We start from the raw sequence: 20,322 nt of genomic DNA, 5'->3' as shown, positions 1-20,322 counted from the left end.
GACCGTTGGCGGGGGAATCCACGCTCAGCAGGGCACCTCGCGGCACCGCGATGCACCCGTCTGACCGCGAATTCCCCGGCAACGTTCCGGGCCCGCACCACTAGCGGTTGTGCCGCCGGAAGGCGTGGAACGACTGCTTGGGCTCCAGCCGGTACGGCGAGTTGTCGTCGTCGAACCGCTCACGGATGGGCTTGAACAGCCCGTACGAGGCCATGTCGTAGTCGCGGTCGCGGCACGTCGCGTGGTGCGGCGAGTCCGGTGAGATGACCGAGTACAGGTGCGCGCCCATGAGCTGCTCGTTGCCGAACACGCGCAGCATGCGGGCGATGTGTTCGGCCTGCTCGCGTTCGTTGCGCTCGTAGCCCGGCTTGATCACCGGCGGCTCTGCCTCGTAGTCGACGATGTCCCAGCCCATGCCGCCGGCCTCGGCGGCGCCGGTGAAGGTGCAGCAGCCGAACTCCAGGACCATGATCGGCTTGTTCCAGCGCCGGTACTTGCCGAGGTCCGGCGTGTACTCGGCATCGGTCTTGAAGTACGTGTAGTAGTCGAGGCCGACGATGTCGAACAGCGACCAGTCGTTCCACATCGCGTCGGCACCCGCGGCGGCGCCGTAGGTGATCCGGCCTCCGAACTCGCGGCGGGCGACCTCCACGGCACGCGCCATGAACTCGCGGAACCGGCGGACGATCGCCTGCCACTCCGACTGCGGGATCCCGGGCATGTTCTCGATCCGCTCCAGGAACGTGTCGCCGGGAACGATGCCGGGCGTGAACAGGAAGTGCTCGCAGCCGGTGACGAACGTGATGTTGTCGCCCGTGCGCTTGCGTTCGGCGGTGCGGGCGGCCTCAGCCATGTGGTTGAGGATCTCGTCCTGTGAGTGGTCGTAGAGCCGCGGCTGGACGAACACCTCCATGCCGTGGCGCAGTGCCACGTCCGTCGTCTCGGCGAGGCGGCCGAGGTCGGTGCCGAACGCCGTGATGGACGGGCAGCGCAGGTCGCCGGCGATCATCCCGATCTCACGTTCCAGCTGCCTGCGGCTCCACCGGACGCGGCTGAGCGGATCCCCTGGTGCGTGCAGCACGCCCGTGTCGTAGCAAACGCCGCCGCGCAGCTTCGGTGCCGCCGAAGCCCTTCCCCCGCTGACACCCGCGAGGACCGCTGCGCCCGCGAGCGATTTCAAGAACACCTTTCGGCTGATCATCGTTCCCCCTGACTAGTTGCTCAACTAGGCTACTGTTCATGCAACCAGAAAATCGGTCGGGCGACCAGGAGAAGCGGAGCTTCATCGAGGAAGCCCGGCGGGGGCAGATCGTGGCGGCGGCGATCGTGACCATCGCCGAGATCGGCTACGCGAAGGCCTCGTTCGTGCAGATCGCGCGGCGGGCGGGCATCAGCCCCGGGCTCATCACGTACCACTTCGCCAGGCGCGAGGAGCTGATGAAGCAGGTCATGCTGACCGTGCACAACTCGATGGACCAGGCGTTGACCGCTCGCACCGAGGGCTCCGAGAGCTACTGCGCGGCGTTGCGCGGCCTGATCGAGGGCTTCGTGCACTACTGCGCCGAGCACCCCGCCGAGCTGATCGCGATCAGTCAGATCGCGGCCGCCGCACGTGACGCCGAGGCCGCGCGGACGTGGGCCGAGGAGCAGAACGCCACCGCGCTGGCCGAGCTGGAGGACATGTTCCGCGAGGGTCAGGAGGCCGGCGAGTTCCGGGACTTCGCGCCGCGCGTGATGGCGGTGTCGGTGATGGCCGCGATGGAGGCGACCCCGGCCGAGCTGATGGCCAGACCGGGTACCGACGTCACCGCCTACGCGAACGAGCTCGCTGACATCTTCGAGCTGGCGGTCAGACGCGCTTAGAGGCGAGCGAGGCGCTGAGGGCCGCCGCCGCTCCGAGCACACCGCACGTGAGCGCGATCGGCAGTGTCGGCTCGCTCGTCCGCAGCACGGACACCAGCAGCCACACGGCCAGGCCGAGCCCGAACCCGAGCGGCACCGACGCGATCACCGCGGCCACCCCGGTCTGCCGGCGCCGCAACGCCCGCAGGTTCGACTCCAGGTACGCCAGCGTGAAGAGCAGCAGCAGAGCCGATCCGGTCCCCATGATGCTGAGCCACGGCGTCCGGTCGGAGACGAGCAGGAACTCCCGCCCGTCCGCTGCCGCCGTCACCGCGCCGCCGACGATCCACCGGGTGGCGCCGGGCAGCTCGAACCCGCCCGGTCCGCGTTGCACGTTCGCCAGTTCGATCCCGGCGAGGGTGACCACGAGCTGGTTTCCGGATTCCTGCACGGGATTCGCGAGGTTCGTGGTGACCTTGACGAGTTCCCGTCCGGACACCAGGAACGGCACGGCCACCAGCGCCAGCAAAGCGACCGCGGCCACGAGCCACAGCGCCCACGGCGTGGACGGCGGCTTGATCACCGACGAGGCCGGCACCAGCGTGCTGCTGCCGCTGAGCCGCGCGGCGGGGACCGGATCCACCAGCGTGGCGCGGATCGGCTGCTGCGACAGCGAAAGCGTGTCGCGCTCGACGGGCCGCAACGACGGACGAGTGGACGACGCCGACACCTGAGGCGCGAGGTGCACGGGAATTCCCAGCCGGGTCAACCAGTCCGGGCCGAACAACGTGCCGGCCGCGCCCGCCAGGTCGATCGCGAACGTCTCGGCGTTGCGGTACCGCGCGCCCGGATCCCGCGCGATGCTGCGCATCACCACGCCCGCAAGGGGCTCCGGCACGTTCCGCAACGGCCGCGGGTCCTGGTAGACCCGCTTCTGGATCATCGCGAGCGGGCCGCCACCGCGCTCGAACGGCAGATCGCCGGACAACAGCTCGTACAGCACGGTGCCGGTCGCGTAGACGTCGGCGGCGGGCGTGAGCGCGTTGCCCATCGCCTGTTCCGGCGCGATGTAGGCGGGCGTGCCGAGCACAGCGCCGCCGTGCGTCACGAGCGTCGCACCCTCCGACACCACCTGCGAGATGCCGAAGTCCGCCACCTTCACCACCCCGGTCGAGGTGAAGAGCAGGTTCTTCGGCTTGACGTCGAGGTGCAGCACACCGGCCTCGTGCGCCGCGTGCAGCCCGGACAGGGTCGCCAGCACGATCCCGCACGACTGCTGCGCGGTCAGCCCGTCTTGCGAGAAGCGCGACCAGACGGTGCCGCCGTCGAGCCGTTCCATCACCAGCAGGTGCTCGCCCTGCTGCCGCACGTAGTCGTAGACCGGGACGATGTGCGGGTGGTCGAGCCGGGCCAGCAACCGCGCCTCGTGCTCGAAGCGCTCGCTCATCCGCGGGTCCTCGGCCACCGCGTGCGGCAGCCGCTTGATCGCCACCGGACGTCCGAGCTGCCGGTGCACGCCGCCGTAGACGACGCCCATCCCGCCCTCGCCGATCTGCTCGCCGACTGCGTACTGCGGCAGCGCGGCGACCACACTGGACAAAGTCACCGTTGAATCCTCACGGTATCCATTTCGGACGGTTGCTGCTCACCCGGATGCGGTGTCACATAGCCAAGAAGCAACGCGGCAGCCGCGGCGCCCACGATGAACGGGATCTCGGCCGACGGCGACGGCGCCACCAGTCGCAGCACCGACAACGAGATCACGGCGATCAGACCGGTCCCGATCCCGGCGGGCAGGAACCGCATGGCCCGCTGCCAGCGGTTCGCGGGCAGCCGCCGGCGAGCCAGCGCGATCAGCGCACCGGCCCACGACAACGCGGTCAGCACCAGCACCCCCAGCCCGAACGCCCCGTACACCGACCACAGCGACCCGCGGATGTCCCCGGTCGTCCGCACCGACGCGATCGACTCGCGTTGCACGTCGATCACCTCGACCGTGACCGGAAGGAGACCGATCGCCTGCGAGCCGAGGTCCGTCGGCTCCAGCGGGAACGAGCGGGTCTCCTCCGACTTCGGCGGGACGTCGAAGGGAACCGTTGTGTCGTAGGAGAAGAAGGTCAACGCCAGCGCCGTGCCGCTGATCCGCACGGTCTTGACGCGCTGCACGGTGTTCGTGTTGTTGCGGACCGTGACGGAAACCTTCGCGGTCTCCGCGGGGTCCAGCACCAGGGTCCCTGCTCCAACCGGCCTACCGTCCACATCGGCCTCGAGCTGAACGGACCCGTCCTGTGCGGAGGCCGTTGACGGCAGCAGCATAATTCCGCACCACAGCAGTAAACCTGCACCGGCCAAGCGACGTCTCACTAGCGCACCTTAGGTTCTGATCCGGGGAGAGGGAATGCGGTCTTTAGGCTTACTCGTGGCTATAGCTGCTGGTGTTACGGTGCTGAGCACCACATCGGCAGCGGCCCAGCAGCCACCGGCGCTCTCGGCCAGCCCGAACGCCGGTGCCCCCGGAACGGCCTTCAAGGTCGCGTGGACCGGGGTCTACTTCGACCCGGACTGCACGACGTACGCCGTGAACGTCCTCTGGGACGGCAAGACGGTAGTGGGTAGCGGCCAGGGAACGGGTCGTGGAACGGGTTCCGGTTCGGCAACGGTTCCGGCGACCGCCACCGCCGGTCAGCACCGGGTCGAAATCCAGACGGTCTGCCAGTCGACGCGTCCGGCGGGCACGACGTTCACCGTCCGCATCCCGACGACCACCACGACGACCCCACCACCGACCACACAGCCGCCCGTCACCAATCCCCCGGTGACCCAGCCGCCGGTCACCAACCCGCCCGTCACCACGCGCCCGCCGCGTCCGACGACGACCACCACGACGCCTCCGGTCACCACCACCACGACGACGGAGAGCACGCCCCCGTCGTCCTCGGAACCGCCGTCTTCGAGCGAGCCGTCCAACCCCGGTGACGGCATCCTGGTGCTCGACAAGGAGAACATCCAGCCGGGCGACGCACTGACCGCGACCGGCACCGGCTGCCCCAAGGGCGCGAACGTGACGCTGAAGTCGCTGGGCCAGAACGTCGGCAAGGCCACCGCCGACGAGAACGGCGAGTTCACGGCGCCGGTGAAGTTCGCGAGCATCGAACCCGGCCGGCACAAGGTGCGGGCGGAGTGCGGCATCGTGCTCGTCGGGAACGTCGACGTGACGCTGTCCAGCTCGTCCAGCGGCACGACCAGCACGCTCGTGGTGCTGCTGTTCTTCCTGCTGGTGGGTGCGGCGATGCTGCGCCGTCAGTTCACGGGGCTGCGCCGGTAGGCCTCAGTGCTGGACCAGGCCGCCGACCGGGACGGACGTGACGTGACCGGTCGGCGGGAGGCTGCGAGCCAGTGCGAGACCGACGTCGACCAGTGACGACCGACGGAGGTGGGGGACGTCGGCGATCGGCGTCCACACCGGCTCGCCGGTCGCGCCGCTCGGTTCGGACCGCAGTTCGCCGCTCGTGATCCGGAGCCGGTAGAAGACGCCGACGTTCTGGTGCGGGACCGAGCCGGGCACACTCCGTTCGGCCGCGGGAATCACCCTGGAGTCGACACCCAGCAGACGCTCGACCACGGCGCCGCAGCCGGTCTCCTCGGCGAACTCGCGCACCACCGCGTCGAACGGGTCCTCCCCGTGCTCGACGCCGCCGCCGGGCAGCGACCACGCGGACCCGCAGCGGACGAGCAACACCCGTTCCCGCTCGACGCACACCGCGTACGCGGCGAACCTGAAACTCATTCCGGTCCCCTCACCCCGGACACGCGAAAGGCCCCCTCTCCGCAGTCGAGGGGGCCTTTCGCATTGAGCTGTTCGAACTACCGAGCCAGGTCTACGGCTCTTCACGCTGCCGGCGCAGCTTGGCGAGAGCCTCTTCGAGGATCGCCTCACCGTCCGCGTCGGAGCGCCGCTCCTTCACGTACGCAAGGTGCGTCTTGTACGGCTCGTTGCGCGGAGGCGCGGGTGGCGTCTGCTCGTCCCGCCCAGCGGGCAGGCCGCAACGCGGGCAGTCCCAGTTCTCCGGTACTTCCGCGTCGACCGCGAAAGAAGGCCGGGACTCGTGACCGTTCGCGCACCAGTACGACACCCGACGGCGGGGCGCGGACTCGCCGCGCTCCGACTCGCCCATCGGGCCTGCGCCGACGCGGGTACCGCGAATCGCGTTACCACCGGACATCGACCGTTACACCCCCACCAAGTGGTTACCCCAAGCCCCTGAGGGCTTCTGCCGCTGAACGGTTGATCAGGCTGCCGGAGGCAGCTTGATCAGCAGCCCGATACCCACGATGGCGATGACCCAGATCGCGCCGACGAACAACGTCAGGCGGTCGAGGTTCTTCTCGACAACGGAGGAACCGGACAGACTCGACTGCATACCGCCGCCGAACAGCGAAGAAAGGCCGCCACCACGGCCGCGGTGCAAGAGCACGAGCAGCACCAGCAGCACGCTGGAGACGATCAACAGGATCTGCAGGAACAGGATCATTTCTTCCTCGCTGTCAGGCAGCCGACGCCATAGAGTACCTGTTCGACTGCCGAACGTGTGCAACCAGTGGGGTTAGAGACTTAACCAGATCAACTTAGGGTAGAGGGCCGCCGGCAGCCAGAGCGCACAGCTTGGTGAATTCGTCCGCCTGAAGGCTCGCGCCGCCGACAAGGGCGCCGTCGATGTCCTTCTGCTGAATGAGCTCACCGATGTTCGACGACTTCACCGAACCGCCGTAGAGCACGCGAACAACGGCCGCGGTCTCCTCGCCGTACTTCTCCGCCACGAACGAGCGGACCAGCGAGCACACCTCCTGCGCGTCGGCCGACGACGCCGTGCGGCCCGTGCCGATCGCCCAGACCGGCTCGTAGGCGAACACGATCTTGGCGACCTGCTCCGCCGTGAAGCCCTTCAGGCCGTCCTCCAGCTGCTGGCGCACCAGCTCCAGGTGGCCCTTGGCCTCGCGGACGTCGAGCTTCTCGCCGAAGCAGAAGATCGGGGTGACCTCGACCTTCAACGCCGCCTTGATCTTGGCGTTGACCAGCGCGTCCGTCTCGCCGTGGTACTCGCGGCGCTCGGAGTGCCCGACGACCACGTAGTGGCAGCCGAGCTTCGCGAGCATCAGGCCGGACACCTCACCGGTGTAGGCACCGGAGTCGTGCTGCGAGATGTCCTGCGCGCCGTACTTGATCAGCAGCTTGTCGCCGTCGACCAGGGTCTGGATGCTGCGGATGTCGACGAACGGCGGGAGAACGGCCACCTCGACCTTGGCGAAGTACTTCTCCGGCAGGGAGAAGGCGATCTTCTGCACGAGGCCGATCGCTTCGAGGTGGTTGAGGTTCATCTTCCAGTTGCCCGCGATGAGCGGGGTACGCGCTGCCATCTCACGCCTCCAGAACGCTGATGCCGGGCAGTTCCTTGCCCTCAAGGAACTCCAGAGAGGCGCCACCGCCCGTGGAGATGTGCGAGAACCCGTCCTCGGGCAGACCCAGCGCGCGAACAGCCGCAGCCGAGTCGCCACCGCCGACGACGGTGAACGCGTCCGACTTGACCAGAGCCTCCGCGACGGCACGGGTGCCGCCGGCGTAGGTCTCGATCTCGAAGACGCCCATCGGGCCGTTCCAGAACACGGTCCTGGCGTCGGCGAGCTTCGACGCGAACAGCTCGCGCGACTTCGGGCCGATGTCGAGGCCCATCTTGTCCGCGGGGATCGCGTCGGTGCCGACGACGTCGTGCTCCGTGTTGCCGAACTCGGCGGTGACCAGCACGTCGACCGGCAGCACGAGCTCGACGCCGCGCTTGCCGGCCTCGGTGATGAAGCCCTTGACCTGGTCGAGCTGGTCTTCCTGCAGCAGCGACTTGCCGACCTCGTGGCCCTGGGCCCTGAGGAACGTGTACGCCATGCCGCCGCCGATGAGCAGCCGGTCGACCTTGGTCAGCAGGTTCGCGATGACGCCGAGCTTGTCGGACACCTTCGCGCCGCCGAGCACCACGACGTACGGGCGCTCCAGGTCGTCGGTGAGCTTGCGCAGCACGCCCAGCTCGGCGTCGACGAGACCGCCGACGTACGCGGGCAGCTTCTTCGCCACGTCGTAGACCGAGGCCTGCTTGCGGTGCACGACACCGAAGCCGTCGGACACGAAGACGTCCGCGAACGACGCCAGCTCGTCGGCCAGCGCCTCGCGCTCCGCGTCGTCCTTCGAGGTCTCGCGGGCGTCGAAGCGGACGTTCTCCAGCATCACGACGCCACCGTCGGTCAGCGCGCCGACCACGGACGTGGCGGACGGGCCGACGAGGTCACCGGCGAGCGCGACCTCGGCGCCGAGCAGCTCACCGAGGCGAGCGGCGGCCGGGGCCAGGGAGAACTTGGGGTCCGGCTCGCCCTTGGGGCGGCCGAGGTGAGCGGTGACGACCACGCGGGCGCCCGCGTCGGCGAGGGCCTTGATCGTCGGCACCGACGCGCGCACGCGGCCGTCGTCGGTGATCTTGTCGCCATCCAGGGGGACGTTCAGGTCGGCGCGCACCAGGACGCGCCGACCTGCGACACCCTCGGCGAGCAGATCGCTGAGGTTCTTCACCGGTTACTTCCTCAGATCTTGGAAGCGACGAGCTTGACCAGGTCCGCGAGGCGGTTGGAGTAGCCCCACTCGTTGTCGTACCAGCCGACGACCTTGACCTGGTTGCCGATGACCTTGGTCAGCGGCGCGTCGTAGATGCACGAGTGCGGGTCGGTGACGATGTCGGCAGACACGATCGGGTCGGTCGAGTACTTGAGGATGCCGGCCAGCGGACCCTCGGCGGCGGCCTTGTACGCGGCGTTGACCTCGTCGAGGGTGACCTCGCGCTTGAGGGTGACCGTCAGGTCGGTGGCCGAGCCGGTGGGGACCGGGACGCGCAGCGCGTAGCCGTCGAGCTTGCCCTTGAGCTCCGGCAGCACCAGGCCGATGGCCTTCGCGGCACCCGTGGAGGTCGGGACGATGTTCAGCGCGGCGGCGCGGGCACGGCGGAGGTCGCTGTGCGGCGCGTCCTGCAGGTTCTGGTCCTGCGTGTACGCGTGGATCGTGGTCATGAGGCCCTGCTCGACGCCGAAGCTGTCGTTGAGGATCTTGGCCAGCGGCGCGAGGCAGTTGGTGGTGCAGGACGCGTTCGAGATGACGGTCTGCGAGCCGTCGTACTGGTCCTCGTTCGCGCCGATGACGACGGTGAGGTCCTCGCCCTTGGCCGGCGCGGAGATGATGACCTTCTTGGCGCCACCCTCGTCGACGTGCTTGCGGGCCTTGGTCGCGTCGGTGAAGAAGCCGGTCGACTCGACGACCACGTCGACGCCGAGGTCCTTCCACGGCAGGGCGCCGGGGTCGCGCTCGGCGAGGGCCTTGATGACCTTGCCGTCGACGGAGATGCCCTCGTCGGTGACCTGCACGTCCGCGTCCAGGCGACCCAGGATGCTGTCGTACTTGAGCAGGTGCGCCATGGTGTTGACGTCACCGAGGTCGTTGAACGCGACGATCTCGATGTCGTGGCCGCTGGCCTTCACGGCGCGCCAGAAGTTGCGGCCGATGCGACCGAAACCGTTGACACCTACGCGAACCGTCACGACGGACTCCTTGTGTTCGACTGGCAGGAACAAGCCCACCCTATCTGCCGAACTGCGCCGCTGGTCACAGGGATAGTGAGTATCTCTTGATCGAGCCAGAAAAAGTGGGGCTGATTAGTCCGTTCGGCGGCGCGGGGCGCGGAGCATCCAGAGGTACGCGCTCAGCTCCTCCGCAGCCTCCGCGGCGGTGCGGCACGCCTCGGGAGTGTGCTCCTTCGCGTCCCTGCCGACGACGGCGGCGATCCGCGTGAGCCACTCGTCCACCACCTCCCGGTCCTGCCGAGGCACGAGCGGGATGTCGCCGTGTGCGGTGTGCGCTGTCATGGGACATGATCCTGTCCACGCATCGGGAGGGACCGGCAACCCCGAAAAAGCGGGTGTTACGGACGGTTACACGCCGGTACGGTCGGTTCCCATGACGGCCATCGCCGCCTGTGTGACGTGTCGAAACCCGCTCAACGAGGCGACTTCCGGTCGCCGGTACTGCTCCAACGCGTGTCGTCAGCGCGCGTATCGCGAACGCTCTTCCGCGCGCGAAGACTCACCGCGCGACTCGGGTCTCCCGTCACCTCCGGACACCTTCGTGGGCCGGCGCGAGGAGCTGGTGGCGCTGGCGCGGCTCGGCGCGGAGCAGCGGCTGGTGTCGCTGGTCGGCCCGGCGGGGGCGGGCAAGACCAGGCTGGCGGTCCAGCACGTCGCCAGACGCGCTGATCAGGTGTGGTGGACGGCGCTGGCGGCCGCGCCGGACGTCGTTCAGGCGGTCTACCAGGCCGTCGGCGCCCATCCGCTGCCGCACCGCTCGGCTCGCGACGCCGTGATCGCCGAGATCGACCAGCACCGGCGTCCTCTGCTCGTCCTCAGCACTACGACCTCGAGGGCCTGGCGCTGGGACTGGTCGGCGCCGGTTCCGACGACGAGCGCGCGCTGTCCCTGCTGACCGCCGCTTCCGCGGTCCGCACCCGGTACGACTTCCGGGCCGAGCCCTACTGGCAGGCGTTGCTGGACGAGGCGCGGTCGGTGTGCCGGACCCGGATCACGGCCGGGCGGCTGCGCGCCGCCGAGTCGACGGGCGAGCGGATGTCGTTGGCACAGGCCGTTTCCCACGCCCTGACCGCCCGTCCGGTCACTGGGGACGACGAGGGGATGGTCTCCGCGCGAGAGCTGCACGTCGCGACGCTGGTCGCCGAGGGGCTGACGAACCGGCAGATCGGGCAGCGGCTGGGGATCTCACCCCACACCGTTGCCCGGCACGTGACACATGCCCGGACGAAGCTGGGGCTGCGGTCGCGGGCTCAGCTGGCGGTGTGGGCGTCGTACGATCACAATCCGTAGATCAAATCGGCGCTTGCCACTCCTTCGGGTTAGCATCCGCGCCCCGAAGCGGACATGTTCCGCAGATCTCCCTCACCAGGAGTTACCTGTGGCGACCATGTCCGGAGAGCGCCCCCTGACGGCGCTCGCCCCACGCCCTCAGCACGCGCTGAGAGGCGACATCCAGGGTCTGCGCGCTCTCGCCGTCGGCGTGGTGCTGCTCTACCACCTGAGGCCGTCGTGGCTGCCGGGCGGCTTCGTCGGCGTCGACGTCTTCTTCGTCATCTCGGGTTTCTTGATCATCGGCACGCTCGCCAACGAGGTGCGTCGCACCGGCTCGGTGCGCCTGCGCGACTTCTACGCGCGCCGCATCCGCCGCCTGCTGCCCGCCGCCACCGCGACGCTGCTCGCCGTCGTCGCCGCCACGGTGCTGCTCCTTCCGGAGTCGCAGTGGCCCACGATCATGCGGGAGGTCGTCGGTTCCGCGCTCAACGCCCAGAACTGGCTGCTCGCGGTGCTGTCCAACGACTACGGGCACGCCACCATCGGCGCCTCGCCGGTCCAGCACTACTGGTCGCTCGCGGTCGAGGAACAGTTCTACCTCGTCGTTCCCCTGCTGCTGATCGCGGCCGCCACACTCGCCCGCCGGTTCAACGGTCGCGCGGTGCCGTGCGCCGTGGCCGCCATCGCGGTCGTGACCGTTGCCTCGTTCGTGTTCTCCGTGGTCTACACCCGCGTCGACCACGGCGCCGCGTACTTCGTGACGCCGACCCGCATGTGGGAGCTCGGCATCGGTGGCCTGGCCGCGATGGTGCTGCACCGCGTGTCGCTCGGCCGCGCGGCCCGCGAGGTGCTCGGCTGGCTGGGTTTCGCGGCCGTGCTGCTCAGCACCGTCCTCTACACCACGGAGATGCAGTTCCCCGGCTGGGTGGCTGCGGTGCCGGTACTCGGCACGGCGGCGATGCTCGTCGGCACGGACACACTGCTCGGACGTCTGCTGAGCATCCGGCCGGTCCGCTATGCCGGTGACATCTCCTACAGCCTGTACCTGTGGCACTGGCCGGTCATCGTGGTGATGCTCGAACTGAGCGAGAACGAGCGGCTGTCCACGAAGGAGATGCTCGCCGCCGCGGTGCTGAGCTTCGCACTCGCCGCGCTGTCCAAGCGCTTCATCGAGGATCCGTTCCGCCGCAACAGGTTCGGCCGCCGCCGCGGCACCTACACCTTCGGCGCCGTGCTCGTGGTCGTCTCCGTGGTCGCAGCTTCGGTTCCCTGGTACACGGCCGCCGGCAAGCTGAACCGGCTGGCGAACAACACGACGCTGGACGCCGACCACCCCGGCGCCATGGCGTTCGACCCCCGCAGGCCGCTACCGGCTCCAGCCGGTGTGCCGTTGGTACCTGACCCGGCCGTGGCGAACGAGGACGGTCCCTACGGCAGCCATCGGAAAGCCGAATGCCACGTCTTCCTGCTGACGCTCCCGGAGGACGCCTGTTCGTGGGGTGAGCCCTCGGCGCAGAAGACGGTCGTGCTGCTCGGCGACTCGCACGCGGCGCAGTACAGCACCCCGCTGATCGACTTCGCCGAGGGTCCCGGCCGCGGACGGTGGAAGGTCAGGACCATGACCCGCAACGGCTGCCCGTTCACGTCGGTGCCGCCGTCCGAAGGGGTCCGGCCGATCAAGGTCTGCTCGGAGCAGAACCTCGCCGTGGCCGAGCGGTTGAAGGCGCTCAAGCCTGACCTCGTCGTGGTGTCGGGCATGAGCCGCGAGTCCTACGCGAGCGACCTCAAGTGGACCTGGAACTCCCGCGAAGACATGGTTCGCGGCTACCGGGAAATGCTGCGCGTGCTCGACGCCGCGAACATCGCGACCGCGGTGATCAAGAATCTTCCCCGGCCGGACGGGCGGGTCTCGCGGTGCCTCGAACGCAACTCCGGCAACGCGGCCGCCTGCGGAACCCCGCGAGCCGAGGCGTTCGCCGGCGAAAGCGACCCGCTGGTGGAGGCGGCGGCCGGATTTCCCCGCACCAAGATCGTCGACCTGACGCCGTGGTACTGCCGCGAGGACGTCTGCCCAGCCGTCATCGGCAACGTCGTGGTGTACCGCAACAACCACATCACGAACACGTACTCGCGAACGCTCGCCACTCCGCTGCTCACCCAGCTGCGGATGATCTGAGATCAGTGCCCCGCCACTGCTCGGGGCACTGATCGTCGTCGTCAGACCTCGGCTTCGAGCATCTCCGCCGTGACCGCCGACTCCGTGTCCGGCAGCCCGAGGTCCTTGGCCCGCTTGTCCGCCATGGCCAGCAGCCGCCGGATCCGGCCGGCCACCGCGTCCTTGGTCATCTGCGGGTCGGACAGCTGGCCCAGCTCCTCCAGCGACGCCTGGCGGTGCGCGAGACGCAGCTGCCCGGCGGCGGCCAGGTGATCAGGAGCCTCCGGGCCGAGGATCTCCAGCGCCCGCGCCACCCTCGCCGCCGCCGCGACAGCGGCACGGGCCGAGCGGCGCAGGTTCGCGTCGTCGAAGTTGGCGAGCCGGTTGGCCGTCGCACGGACCTCACGCCGCATCCGGCGCTCTTCCCACGCGAGCACGCTGTCGTGCGCGCCGAGCTTGGTCAGCATGGCGCCGATGGCGTCGCCGTCCCTTATCACCACGCGCTCGGCCCCGCGGACCTCGCGGGACTTCGACGAGATGCCCATCCGGCGCGCCGCACCGACGAGCGCCAGCGCCGCCTCGGGACCGGGGCAGGTGATCTCCAGCGACGAGCTGCGTCCGGGTTCGGTCAGCGAGCCGTGCGCGAGGAACGCACCGCGCCAGGCGGCCTCCGCGTCGCACACGCCACCCGACACGACCGGCGCGGGCAGACCGCGAACCGGGCGCCCGCGCGGGTCCAGCAGACCCGTCTGGCGGGCGAGCCCCTCGCCGTCCTTGACCACGCGCACGACGTAGCGCGTGCCCTTGCGCAGCCCGTTGGACTGGATGGTGAAGACCTCGGCGTGGTGACCGTAGAGCGCCTGGATCTCCTTGAGCAGCCTGCGCGCGGCCGAGCCGAGGTCGAGCTCCGCCTCGACGACCACGCGGCCGGACACGATGTGCAGGCCGCCGGCGAACCTGAGCAGGGAGGACACCTCCGCGCGGCGGCAACAGGTCTTGGATACCGCGAGCCTGCTCAGCTCGTCCTTGACCGCCGACGTCATCGCCACGGGCTTGTCCCTCCCATTCCGGTCTCATCGACCACCTGCCTCAGGCAACCGGCCAGTGCCTCCGGATCATGTCGCTCGACGGCGTCCGGTGCGGCGATCCTGGCCAGATGCGTCCGCGCGCCCAGTGCCGAGGCGGCTCGCGTCAGCCGGTCCGGCGTGGGGACCGAGTCGACGTCGGCGATCACCGCGTCCACCTTCAGCTCAGGTGCGTGTTCGCAGACTACGTCCAAATGGCGCTCTGGAGAGAAACCGGCAGTTTCCCCCGGTTGGGGGACAAGATTGAGCACCAGCGCCTTCCTGGCACGCGTGCGCACCAGCGCGTCGTGCAGTTCGGGCACGAGCAGATGCGGCAACACGCTGGTGAACCACGATCCGGGCCCGAGTAGCACGAGATCGGCGTCAAGTACAGCCTGTACCGCGTCCGGACAGCCGACAGGTCGCCCGTTCGGGGCAGTCAACCGGATGCGCCGCACCAGCCCGGGCGTGGTCGCGATGGCGACCTGCCCCCGGATGCGCCGCACGTCGTTCACGTCCTCGTCGAGCCCGGTCACGTCCGCCTCGATGTCGAGGGGTTCGTTCGACATCGGCAGCACCCGCCCCCGGACCCCGAGCAGCTTGGAGGCGTGTTCGAGCACCTTGACGGGGTCGCCGAGCTGCTCGAGCAGCCCGGCGAGCACCAGGTTGCCGACCGCGTGCCCGGCAAGCGCCCCCGTCCCACCGAACCGGTGCCCGAACAGCGACGTCCACAGCCTGCTCTCGTCGTCCTCCCCCGCAAGCGCCGCCATGGCCTTGCGCAGGTCCCCCGGCGGCAGCAGCCCGGAGATCTCCCGCCGCAACCGCCCCGACGACCCCCCGTCGTCCGCGACGGTCACCACGGCCGTCACGTCGCCGGTGATCCGCTTGAGCGCCGTCAGCGTCGCGTGCAACCCGTGCCCGCCACCCAGAGCAACAGCCTTCAACTTCGTCACTCGCGTCCCAGATCCCTGTGCACGACCTTGACCGCCATGCCGTCCTCGCTGGCGAGCCGAGCCGCGAGCTCCTCCGACAGCGCCACACTGCGGTGCTTGCCACCGGTGCACCCGATGGCGAGCGTCAGGTACCGCTTCCCTTCACGCCGGTACCCGGCGCCGATGAGCCTCAGCAGCTCGTGATACCGGTCGAGGAACTCGTCCGCGCCCTCCTGCGACAGCACGTAGTTGCGCACCTCACCGTCCAGCCCCGTCTGCTCGCGCAGCTCCGGGATCCAGAACGGGTTGGGCAGGAACCGCACGTCCATGACGAGGTCCGCGTCCATCGGCAGCCCGTACTTGTAGCCGAAGCTGAGCACGGTGACCCGCGTGCGGGTGGCGGCCTCGGTGCCGAACGTGTCCTCGATCTTGGCCCGCAGCTGGTGGACACTCAGCGCGCTGGTGTCGAGCACCAGGTCCGCCTCCTGCTTCAGCGGCGTGAGCAGGATCCGCTCGGCCTCGATACCGTCCTGCAACCGCCCGTCCCCCTGCATGGGATGACCGCGCCGCACCGCCTCGAACCGCCGGATCAGCACGGCGTCAGTCGCCTCGAGGAAGAGCACGCGCGGCTTGTACCCGCGAGCGTCGAGGTCCTTGATGATGGCCGCCAGGTCCTCGGTGAATGCGCGGCTGCGCACGTCCATGACGACAGCGACCCTGGTGATGGCCCCACGCGCCTGCGCGCCGAGCTCGACCATGGTGGCGATGAGTTCTGGGGGCAGGTTGTCCACGACGAACCAGCCGAGATCCTCCAGGCACTTGGCCGCGGTGCTGCGGCCCGCACCGGACAGCCCGGTCACCACGGCGACTTCGATGCCGGACTTCTCCGCGTTCACGACTACGACTCCGTTACCTGTTCATGAGCGAACGCTGCGTCCGCTCTCGTTTGGGCAAGTCTTCATGTTGAGGGACGGCCCGTTGTGCTTGGCCACGTCCGCCGGGTCGCACCGCTTACCGGCGCGGCCCGGTGTGAGTCTCCACCGGAACGGCCCTTGCGCGTGGCAGGTTCAGCACTTGAGACGCTACGTGCCATGGGCGCGCCCGCCACTCGGGCGGGTGAACCTTGTCCCGATTCGCGCTTGTCGTCGTCTGGTTGATGTCCGGAAAACATGGTCGTCTTCGCCGCGACAGAAGGAAGGGGAGGGAGGGGCGAGCAGCTTGTGCCATGGAGGGTGGTGCAGGAGTGCGTGATGGGTGTGACGAACGAGGTTTGCGCCGCACCGGTGAGTCGGGCGTGGTGGGCGGTCGTCGCGCGACGGATGATCGGGGCACGCCGGACGGTCACAACACGGCGGTCGATCGGGGCACGGCGGGCAGCCACAGCAAAGCGGGCGGTCAGCGCGCGAGGGTCAGTCAGCGCGCGAGGGCTGGGTGGAGCACCGCGGCCAGCCAGCACACAGCTGCCGGGCGGGGCACAGCGGCCAGTCAGCACACGAGGGCCAGTCGGGTTGTGCATGCCGGTCACCCCGTGATCGGGCAGCTCGACCGGGAAACCGGCCCAGCGACGGCGCCCGGCACGGCGCGGCCCAGCCCACCCGTCAGCCGCCACGCCACGCCCTGCACCGCACCGAGATGCGCCACCAGCCGTGGCGAGGCCTGCAGAGCCCCCAGGATCGAAGCGACTTCCGGAGGCAGGGTTCGCCGGCCCGCGTCTTCGGTCAACGCGCGGCCAGGAAGCGAAGAGCTGGTCAAGATTTGCCCTCGGCCGCCGGAGCGGTCGCTGGAGCAACCGGGCCGACTGCCGGGGCCACCGGAGCAGCTGCCGGTGCGGTCGCCGGAGCACCCGGAGCAGCTGCCGGGACGCTCGCCGGGGCAACCGGGGCGGCAGCCGAGGTGGTCGCGCCCGCCGCAAGGCTTGCCACCACGGCCTCTGCGGTGCGGCGACCCACGCCTGGGACGTCACTGATTTCGTCCACTGTGGCCTGGCGGAGTTTGCGGACCGAGCCGAAGTGCTTGAGCAGCGCGGCTTTGCGGGTTTCGCCGAGGCCCGGGACACCGTCGAGTTCGGACGCGATCATGCGCTTCGAGCGTTTCTGGCGGTGGTAGGCGATGGCGAAGCGGTGGGCCTCGTCGCGGACTCGCTGCAGCAGGTACAGGGCGTCACTCGTGCGCGGGAGGATCACCGGGTCGGGCTCGCCCGGGACCCAGACCTCTTCGAGGCGCTTGGCGAGGCCCACCACGGCCACGTCCTGGATGCCCAGCTCGGCCAGGACGTCGGCTGCCGCGGCGGCTTGGGGGGCGGCGCCGTCCACCACCAGGAGGTTGGGCGGGTAGGCGAACTTGCGGGGTTTGCCGGTGTCCGGGTCGATGCCCGGGTTGGGGCCGCCGGACGCGGTTTCGCGGAGCATCGCTTGGAAGCGGCGGCGGACGACCTCGGCGATGGAGGCCACGTCGCCTTCTGTGGCGGCCTCGCGGATGGCGAAGCGGCGGTATTCGGATTTGCGGGCCAGGCCGTCTTCGAAGACGACCAGGGAGGCCACGACGTCGGTGCCCTGGACGTGGCTGATGTCGATGCACTCGATGCGCAGCGGGGCCGTGTCGAGCGCCAGGGCGTCCTGGAGTTCTTGCAGGGCGACGGAGCGGGCGGTCAGGTCGCCGGCGCGGCGGAGTTTGTGCTGGGCGAAGGCTTCGGCGGCGTTGCGGGCCACGGTTTCCATCAGGGCGCGTTTGTCGCCTCGCTGGGGGACGCGCAGCGCTACGCGGGAGCCGCGTTGTTCGGAGAGCAGGTCTTCCAGGGCCGCGGCGTCGTCGGGCAGGACGGGGACGAGGACCTCGCGCGGGGTGCTTTCCGTGTTGTCGCCGTAGAACTGCATGATGAACTGGTCGACCAGGGCGGCGTCGTCGATCGCCTCCACCTTGTCGAGGACCCAGCCGCGCTGGCCGCGCACCCGGCCGCCGCGGACGTGGAAGACCTGGACCGAGACCTCCAGCTCGTCCTGGGCGAACGCCATCACGTCGGCGTCCGTGCCGTCGCCCAGGACCACCGCCTGCTTTTCCATGGCACGGCGCAACGCGCCCAGGTCGTCGCGCAGTCTCGCCGCGCGTTCGAACTCCAGCTCTTCCGCGGCCAGCGTCATCTCGCGTTCCAGGCGGCGGATCATGTGATCGGTCTTGCCCGCCAGGAAGTCGCAGAAGTCCTCGACGATCGCGCGGTGCTCGTCCGCGGAAACCTTGCCCACACAAGGCGCCGAGCACTTGTCGATGTAGCCGAGCAGGCAGGGGCGCCCGATCTGGTTGTGCCGCTTGAAGACGCCGGCGGAGCAGGTGCGCGCCGGGAAGACGCGCAGCAGCAGGTCCAAGGTCTCGCGGATGGCCCACGCGTGCGCGAACGGGCCGAAGTAGCGCACGCCCTTCTTGCGCGGGCCGCGATACACGTGCAGCCGCGGGTAGTCCTCGAACAGCGTCACGGCGAGGACCGGATACGACTTGTCGTCGCGGTAGCGGACGTTGAACCGCGGGTCGAACTCCTTGATCCAGTTGTATTCGAGCTGCAGCGCCTCGACCTCGGTGGTGACGACCGTCCACTCGACGGAGGCGGCGGTCGTCACCATCTGGCGGGTGCGCGGGTGCAGGCCGGCCAGATCCGCGAAGTACGAGTTCAGCCTGCTGCGCAAGCTCTTCGCCTTGCCGACGTACACGACCCGGCCACCGGCGTCGCGGAACTTGTAGACGCCGGGAGCCTCAGGAATCGTGCCCACAGCGGGGCGATACGTCGAGGGATCTGCCACGCCGTCAAGACTAACGACGCGGTCTGACAAAAACTGAAAGGGTCAGGTCAGCACGATCTGGTCGCCTTCGACGCGCACGCCGACCGCGCGCAGTCCTGACGTCGCGGGTCCCTTCTTCACCTTGCCGTCGGCAGCGGCGAACTGGCTGCCGTGCGAGGGACACGTGATCGTGCCGCCGGAAGGTTCCGCGACCGTCGAACCCTGGTGCGGGCACGACGCGTCGTACGCCTTCACCTCGGTGGCGGAGACGCGCGCGACCACGATCTTCGTGCCGCCCGGGCCGTCCACGACCGCGCCGCCGCCCTCGGGGACGTCAGCCAGCGCGACGAGCGATTTGCCACTGCTGGAACCGGTGGATCCGGTCGGCGTCGAGCCACCCTGCGTGGGCGTCGAACCGGTGCCTGTCGAGCCAGAGCCTGAAGAACCCGATGAACCGCACGCGGTCACAAGGCCACTCGGCACGGCGAGGGCAACCACGATTCCGCACAACGCCATGCGCCTGCTGACCGGGCTTTCGGTGTTCACGACCGTTCCTCCGTGGTGGTGGGTGTCCGGGGTCACACCACAGCATTACGCGAACCGGTCAGTGAGAGTTCAGCCAGAAGCCCGATGCACAGCAACCTCACAGGTCTCAGGCGAGCACCAGGTCCTCACCCGAACGAGCGACGGCGACCTCGCTCAGCCCCGAAGTCGCAGGTCCTTTGCGGACCGCGCCAGACGAGACATCGAAAACGCTCCCGTGCAACGGGCAGGTGATGACACCACCGGCGGGAGGGTTGACCAGCGAGCCCACATGAGGGCAAGCGGGGTTGAAGGCGCGGAATTCACCCGATCGAGGCTGCACGACCAGCAGCTGGGCGTTGCCGGGCATGTCGACCAGCACGCCACCGCCGACGGGTACCGAGGCAGCGGAAGCCACGCGATCCCCCGGCCGGGCGGTCCCCACACCACCCGTCTTGCGAGGGGCGGGCTCGCCACAGGCGCTCAACGCGGCAGCGAGCCCACACAACATCAGAGAACGACGATCCACGAGCGCCGATTATCGGCGCTGGTCCTCCGCGGCAGCCGTCCGGGCCAGCGCAAGCACGGCGGTGAACGGCGGGAACCAGTGCCGCGAGTGCGACGGCGGGTTCGCCCACCGCAGCGATCCGTACCTGGTCATCGTGGGTGGCAGCGCGATCCGGTGCGGGGATCGCACGAACTGGACCTCCGGCGGCGCCTTCAGGTGCGTCGGCAGCAGGGCCACCAGCTCGGCCAGGAAGATCCAGTGTTCGCGCGGGCCGGGGATGACGGTGACGGGACCGGCGAGCATGCGCGACTTCAGGTCGGCCAGCACGCGCGACCCGATCCGCGCGGGCATGGCCAGCGCTGTGGTGGCGGGTCCGAGAGGTAGGAACACGCCCTGCTCGGTGACCGTCACCTGCCAGCCGAGCAACCGGTAGCCGGCGACGGCTTCCCCGATCGCCCGTGCGTGTCCCCTGTTCTGTGGGATCCCGGCACTCCCTGTGCCGGTCTCCGCGGTCGTGATGCTCATCGGCGGTCGTCCTCCCCGGTGGTGGGTCAGGCACTGGCCGGCCACGGGGATCGGCCCGCGGCCTGCG

The 20,322-nt window shown here is 69.4% G+C and carries 23 protein-coding genes; 5 read left to right on the top strand and 18 right to left on the bottom strand.

The window, feature by feature from the left end; genetic code table 11:
• Nucleotides 1-100: 100 nt before the first annotated feature.
• Nucleotides 101-1,201 (bottom strand): abortive phage infection protein, encoded by a 1,101-nt coding sequence (locus C8D87_RS41110; protein WP_112231639.1) that lies wholly within the window; start codon nucleotides 1,199-1,201, stop codon nucleotides 101-103.
• Nucleotides 1,202-1,239: 38 nt separating this feature from the next.
• Between C8D87_RS41110 and C8D87_RS41105 the strand changes: the two genes are divergently transcribed.
• Complete coding sequence (locus C8D87_RS41105) at nucleotides 1,240-1,863, top strand: TetR/AcrR family transcriptional regulator (protein WP_112231637.1); 624 nt, start codon at nucleotides 1,240-1,242, stop codon at nucleotides 1,861-1,863.
• Here C8D87_RS41105 and C8D87_RS41100 read toward each other — a convergent pair.
• Together C8D87_RS41100 and C8D87_RS41095 are read right to left on the bottom strand one after the other, a co-directional pair.
• Nucleotides 1,850-3,448 carry a serine/threonine-protein kinase gene (locus C8D87_RS41100; protein WP_146772029.1) on the bottom strand — a complete coding sequence of 533 codons (1,599 nt, stop codon included), beginning with the start codon at nucleotides 3,446-3,448 and terminating at the stop codon, nucleotides 1,850-1,852. The two genes, C8D87_RS41105 and C8D87_RS41100, sit on opposite strands and share 14 nt — an antisense overlap.
• Nucleotides 3,445-4,068 carry a hypothetical protein gene (locus C8D87_RS41095; RefSeq protein WP_233442526.1) on the bottom strand — a complete coding sequence of 208 codons (624 nt, stop codon included), beginning with the start codon at nucleotides 4,066-4,068 and terminating at the stop codon, nucleotides 3,445-3,447. The genes C8D87_RS41100 and C8D87_RS41095 overlap by 4 nt, the downstream gene beginning before the upstream one ends.
• Nucleotides 4,069-4,285: 217 nt before the next feature.
• On the opposite strand from C8D87_RS41095, the gene C8D87_RS48340 reads away from it, so the two are divergent.
• Nucleotides 4,286-5,167 (top strand): hypothetical protein, encoded by an 882-nt coding sequence (locus C8D87_RS48340; protein WP_233442525.1) that lies wholly within the window; start codon nucleotides 4,286-4,288, stop codon nucleotides 5,165-5,167.
• 3 nt (nucleotides 5,168-5,170) lie between these two features.
• Here C8D87_RS48340 and C8D87_RS41085 read toward each other — a convergent pair whose 3' ends face one another.
• The 7 genes from C8D87_RS41085 to C8D87_RS41055 form a co-directional block, all read right to left on the bottom strand.
• Entirely contained in the window at nucleotides 5,171-5,629 is a 459-nt protein-coding gene (locus C8D87_RS41085; RefSeq protein WP_112231631.1) for an NUDIX hydrolase, read from the bottom strand.
• Between the two features lie 91 nt (nucleotides 5,630-5,720).
• Nucleotides 5,721-6,065: an RNA polymerase-binding protein RbpA gene (locus C8D87_RS41080; protein WP_030470277.1), complete on the bottom strand. Its 345-nt coding sequence runs from the start codon at nucleotides 6,063-6,065 to the stop codon at nucleotides 5,721-5,723.
• Between the two features lie 66 nt (nucleotides 6,066-6,131).
• On the bottom strand, nucleotides 6,132-6,374 hold the full coding sequence (gene secG / locus C8D87_RS41075) for a preprotein translocase subunit SecG (protein WP_109637865.1): 243 nt from the start codon (nucleotides 6,372-6,374) through the stop codon (nucleotides 6,132-6,134).
• 94 nt (nucleotides 6,375-6,468) lie between these two features.
• A complete protein-coding gene (gene tpiA, locus C8D87_RS41070) occupies nucleotides 6,469-7,257 on the bottom strand; it encodes a triose-phosphate isomerase (protein WP_112231629.1) in 789 nt (262 codons plus the stop codon).
• 1 nt (nucleotide 7,258) lies between these two features.
• Nucleotides 7,259-8,452, bottom strand: coding sequence for a phosphoglycerate kinase (locus C8D87_RS41065; RefSeq protein ID WP_112231627.1), 1,194 nt, complete (start codon nucleotides 8,450-8,452; stop codon nucleotides 7,259-7,261).
• Between the two features lie 11 nt (nucleotides 8,453-8,463).
• On the bottom strand, nucleotides 8,464-9,468 hold the full coding sequence (gap, locus tag C8D87_RS41060) for a type I glyceraldehyde-3-phosphate dehydrogenase (RefSeq protein ID WP_109637990.1): 1,005 nt from the start codon (nucleotides 9,466-9,468) through the stop codon (nucleotides 8,464-8,466).
• A 114-nt stretch (nucleotides 9,469-9,582) separates the two neighbouring features.
• Entirely contained in the window at nucleotides 9,583-9,792 is a 210-nt protein-coding gene (locus C8D87_RS41055; RefSeq protein ID WP_112231625.1) for a hypothetical protein, read from the bottom strand.
• A gap of 91 nt (nucleotides 9,793-9,883) precedes the next feature.
• Here C8D87_RS41055 and C8D87_RS41050 point away from each other — a divergent pair, with 91 nt between their 5' ends.
• The 3 genes from C8D87_RS41050 to C8D87_RS41040 all read left to right on the top strand — a co-directional run bounded on the left by C8D87_RS41050 (nucleotide 9,884) and on the right by C8D87_RS41040 (nucleotide 12,958).
• Complete coding sequence (locus C8D87_RS41050) at nucleotides 9,884-10,405, top strand: ATP-binding protein (RefSeq protein WP_146772028.1); 522 nt, start codon at nucleotides 9,884-9,886, stop codon at nucleotides 10,403-10,405.
• 59 nt (nucleotides 10,406-10,464) lie between these two features.
• A complete protein-coding gene (locus C8D87_RS41045) occupies nucleotides 10,465-10,800 on the top strand; it encodes a response regulator transcription factor (protein ID WP_112231621.1) in 336 nt (111 codons plus the stop codon).
• A gap of 97 nt (nucleotides 10,801-10,897) precedes the next feature.
• Nucleotides 10,898-12,958 carry an acyltransferase family protein gene (locus C8D87_RS41040; protein WP_233442534.1) on the top strand — a complete coding sequence of 687 codons (2,061 nt, stop codon included), beginning with the start codon at nucleotides 10,898-10,900 and terminating at the stop codon, nucleotides 12,956-12,958.
• Nucleotides 12,959-12,999: 41 nt separating this feature from the next.
• Here C8D87_RS41040 and whiA read toward each other — a convergent pair whose 3' ends face one another.
• From whiA to C8D87_RS41005, 8 genes are all read right to left on the bottom strand, one after another.
• Nucleotides 13,000-13,986, bottom strand: a complete 987-nt coding sequence (gene whiA, locus C8D87_RS41035) for a DNA-binding protein WhiA (RefSeq protein ID WP_109637858.1) — start codon at nucleotides 13,984-13,986, stop codon at nucleotides 13,000-13,002.
• Nucleotides 13,977-14,945, bottom strand: coding sequence for a gluconeogenesis factor YvcK family protein (locus C8D87_RS41030; protein WP_112231747.1), 969 nt, complete (start codon nucleotides 14,943-14,945; stop codon nucleotides 13,977-13,979). The genes whiA and C8D87_RS41030 overlap by 10 nt, the downstream gene beginning before the upstream one ends.
• A gap of 5 nt (nucleotides 14,946-14,950) precedes the next feature.
• On the bottom strand, nucleotides 14,951-15,808 hold the full coding sequence (gene rapZ / locus C8D87_RS41025) for an RNase adapter RapZ (protein WP_051784155.1): 858 nt from the start codon (nucleotides 15,806-15,808) through the stop codon (nucleotides 14,951-14,953).
• 646 nt (nucleotides 15,809-16,454) lie between these two features.
• On the bottom strand, nucleotides 16,455-16,685 hold the full coding sequence (locus C8D87_RS45475; protein ID WP_146772027.1) for a hypothetical protein: 231 nt from the start codon (nucleotides 16,683-16,685) through the stop codon (nucleotides 16,455-16,457).
• Nucleotides 16,682-18,721: an excinuclease ABC subunit UvrC gene (gene uvrC, locus C8D87_RS41020; RefSeq protein WP_112231617.1), complete on the bottom strand. Its 2,040-nt coding sequence runs from the start codon at nucleotides 18,719-18,721 to the stop codon at nucleotides 16,682-16,684. The genes C8D87_RS45475 and uvrC overlap by 4 nt, the downstream gene beginning before the upstream one ends.
• A 42-nt stretch (nucleotides 18,722-18,763) precedes the next feature.
• Nucleotides 18,764-19,246, bottom strand: coding sequence for a Rieske (2Fe-2S) protein (locus C8D87_RS41015; RefSeq protein ID WP_233439622.1), 483 nt, complete (start codon nucleotides 19,244-19,246; stop codon nucleotides 18,764-18,766).
• 106 nt (nucleotides 19,247-19,352) lie between these two features.
• A complete protein-coding gene (locus C8D87_RS41010) occupies nucleotides 19,353-19,640 on the bottom strand; it encodes a Rieske (2Fe-2S) protein (RefSeq protein ID WP_233442524.1) in 288 nt (95 codons plus the stop codon).
• Between the two features lie 120 nt (nucleotides 19,641-19,760).
• A complete protein-coding gene (locus tag C8D87_RS41005; protein ID WP_109637855.1) occupies nucleotides 19,761-20,255 on the bottom strand; it encodes a hypothetical protein in 495 nt (164 codons plus the stop codon).
• Between the last annotated feature and the right edge of the window lie 67 nt (nucleotides 20,256-20,322).

This window comes from Lentzea atacamensis, assembly GCF_003269295.1.
Lineage (GTDB): Bacteria > Actinomycetota > Actinomycetes > Mycobacteriales > Pseudonocardiaceae > Lentzea > Lentzea atacamensis.
The sequence above is the reverse complement of the archived record's forward strand: the minus strand, read 5'-3'. Positions and strand labels throughout refer to the sequence as shown.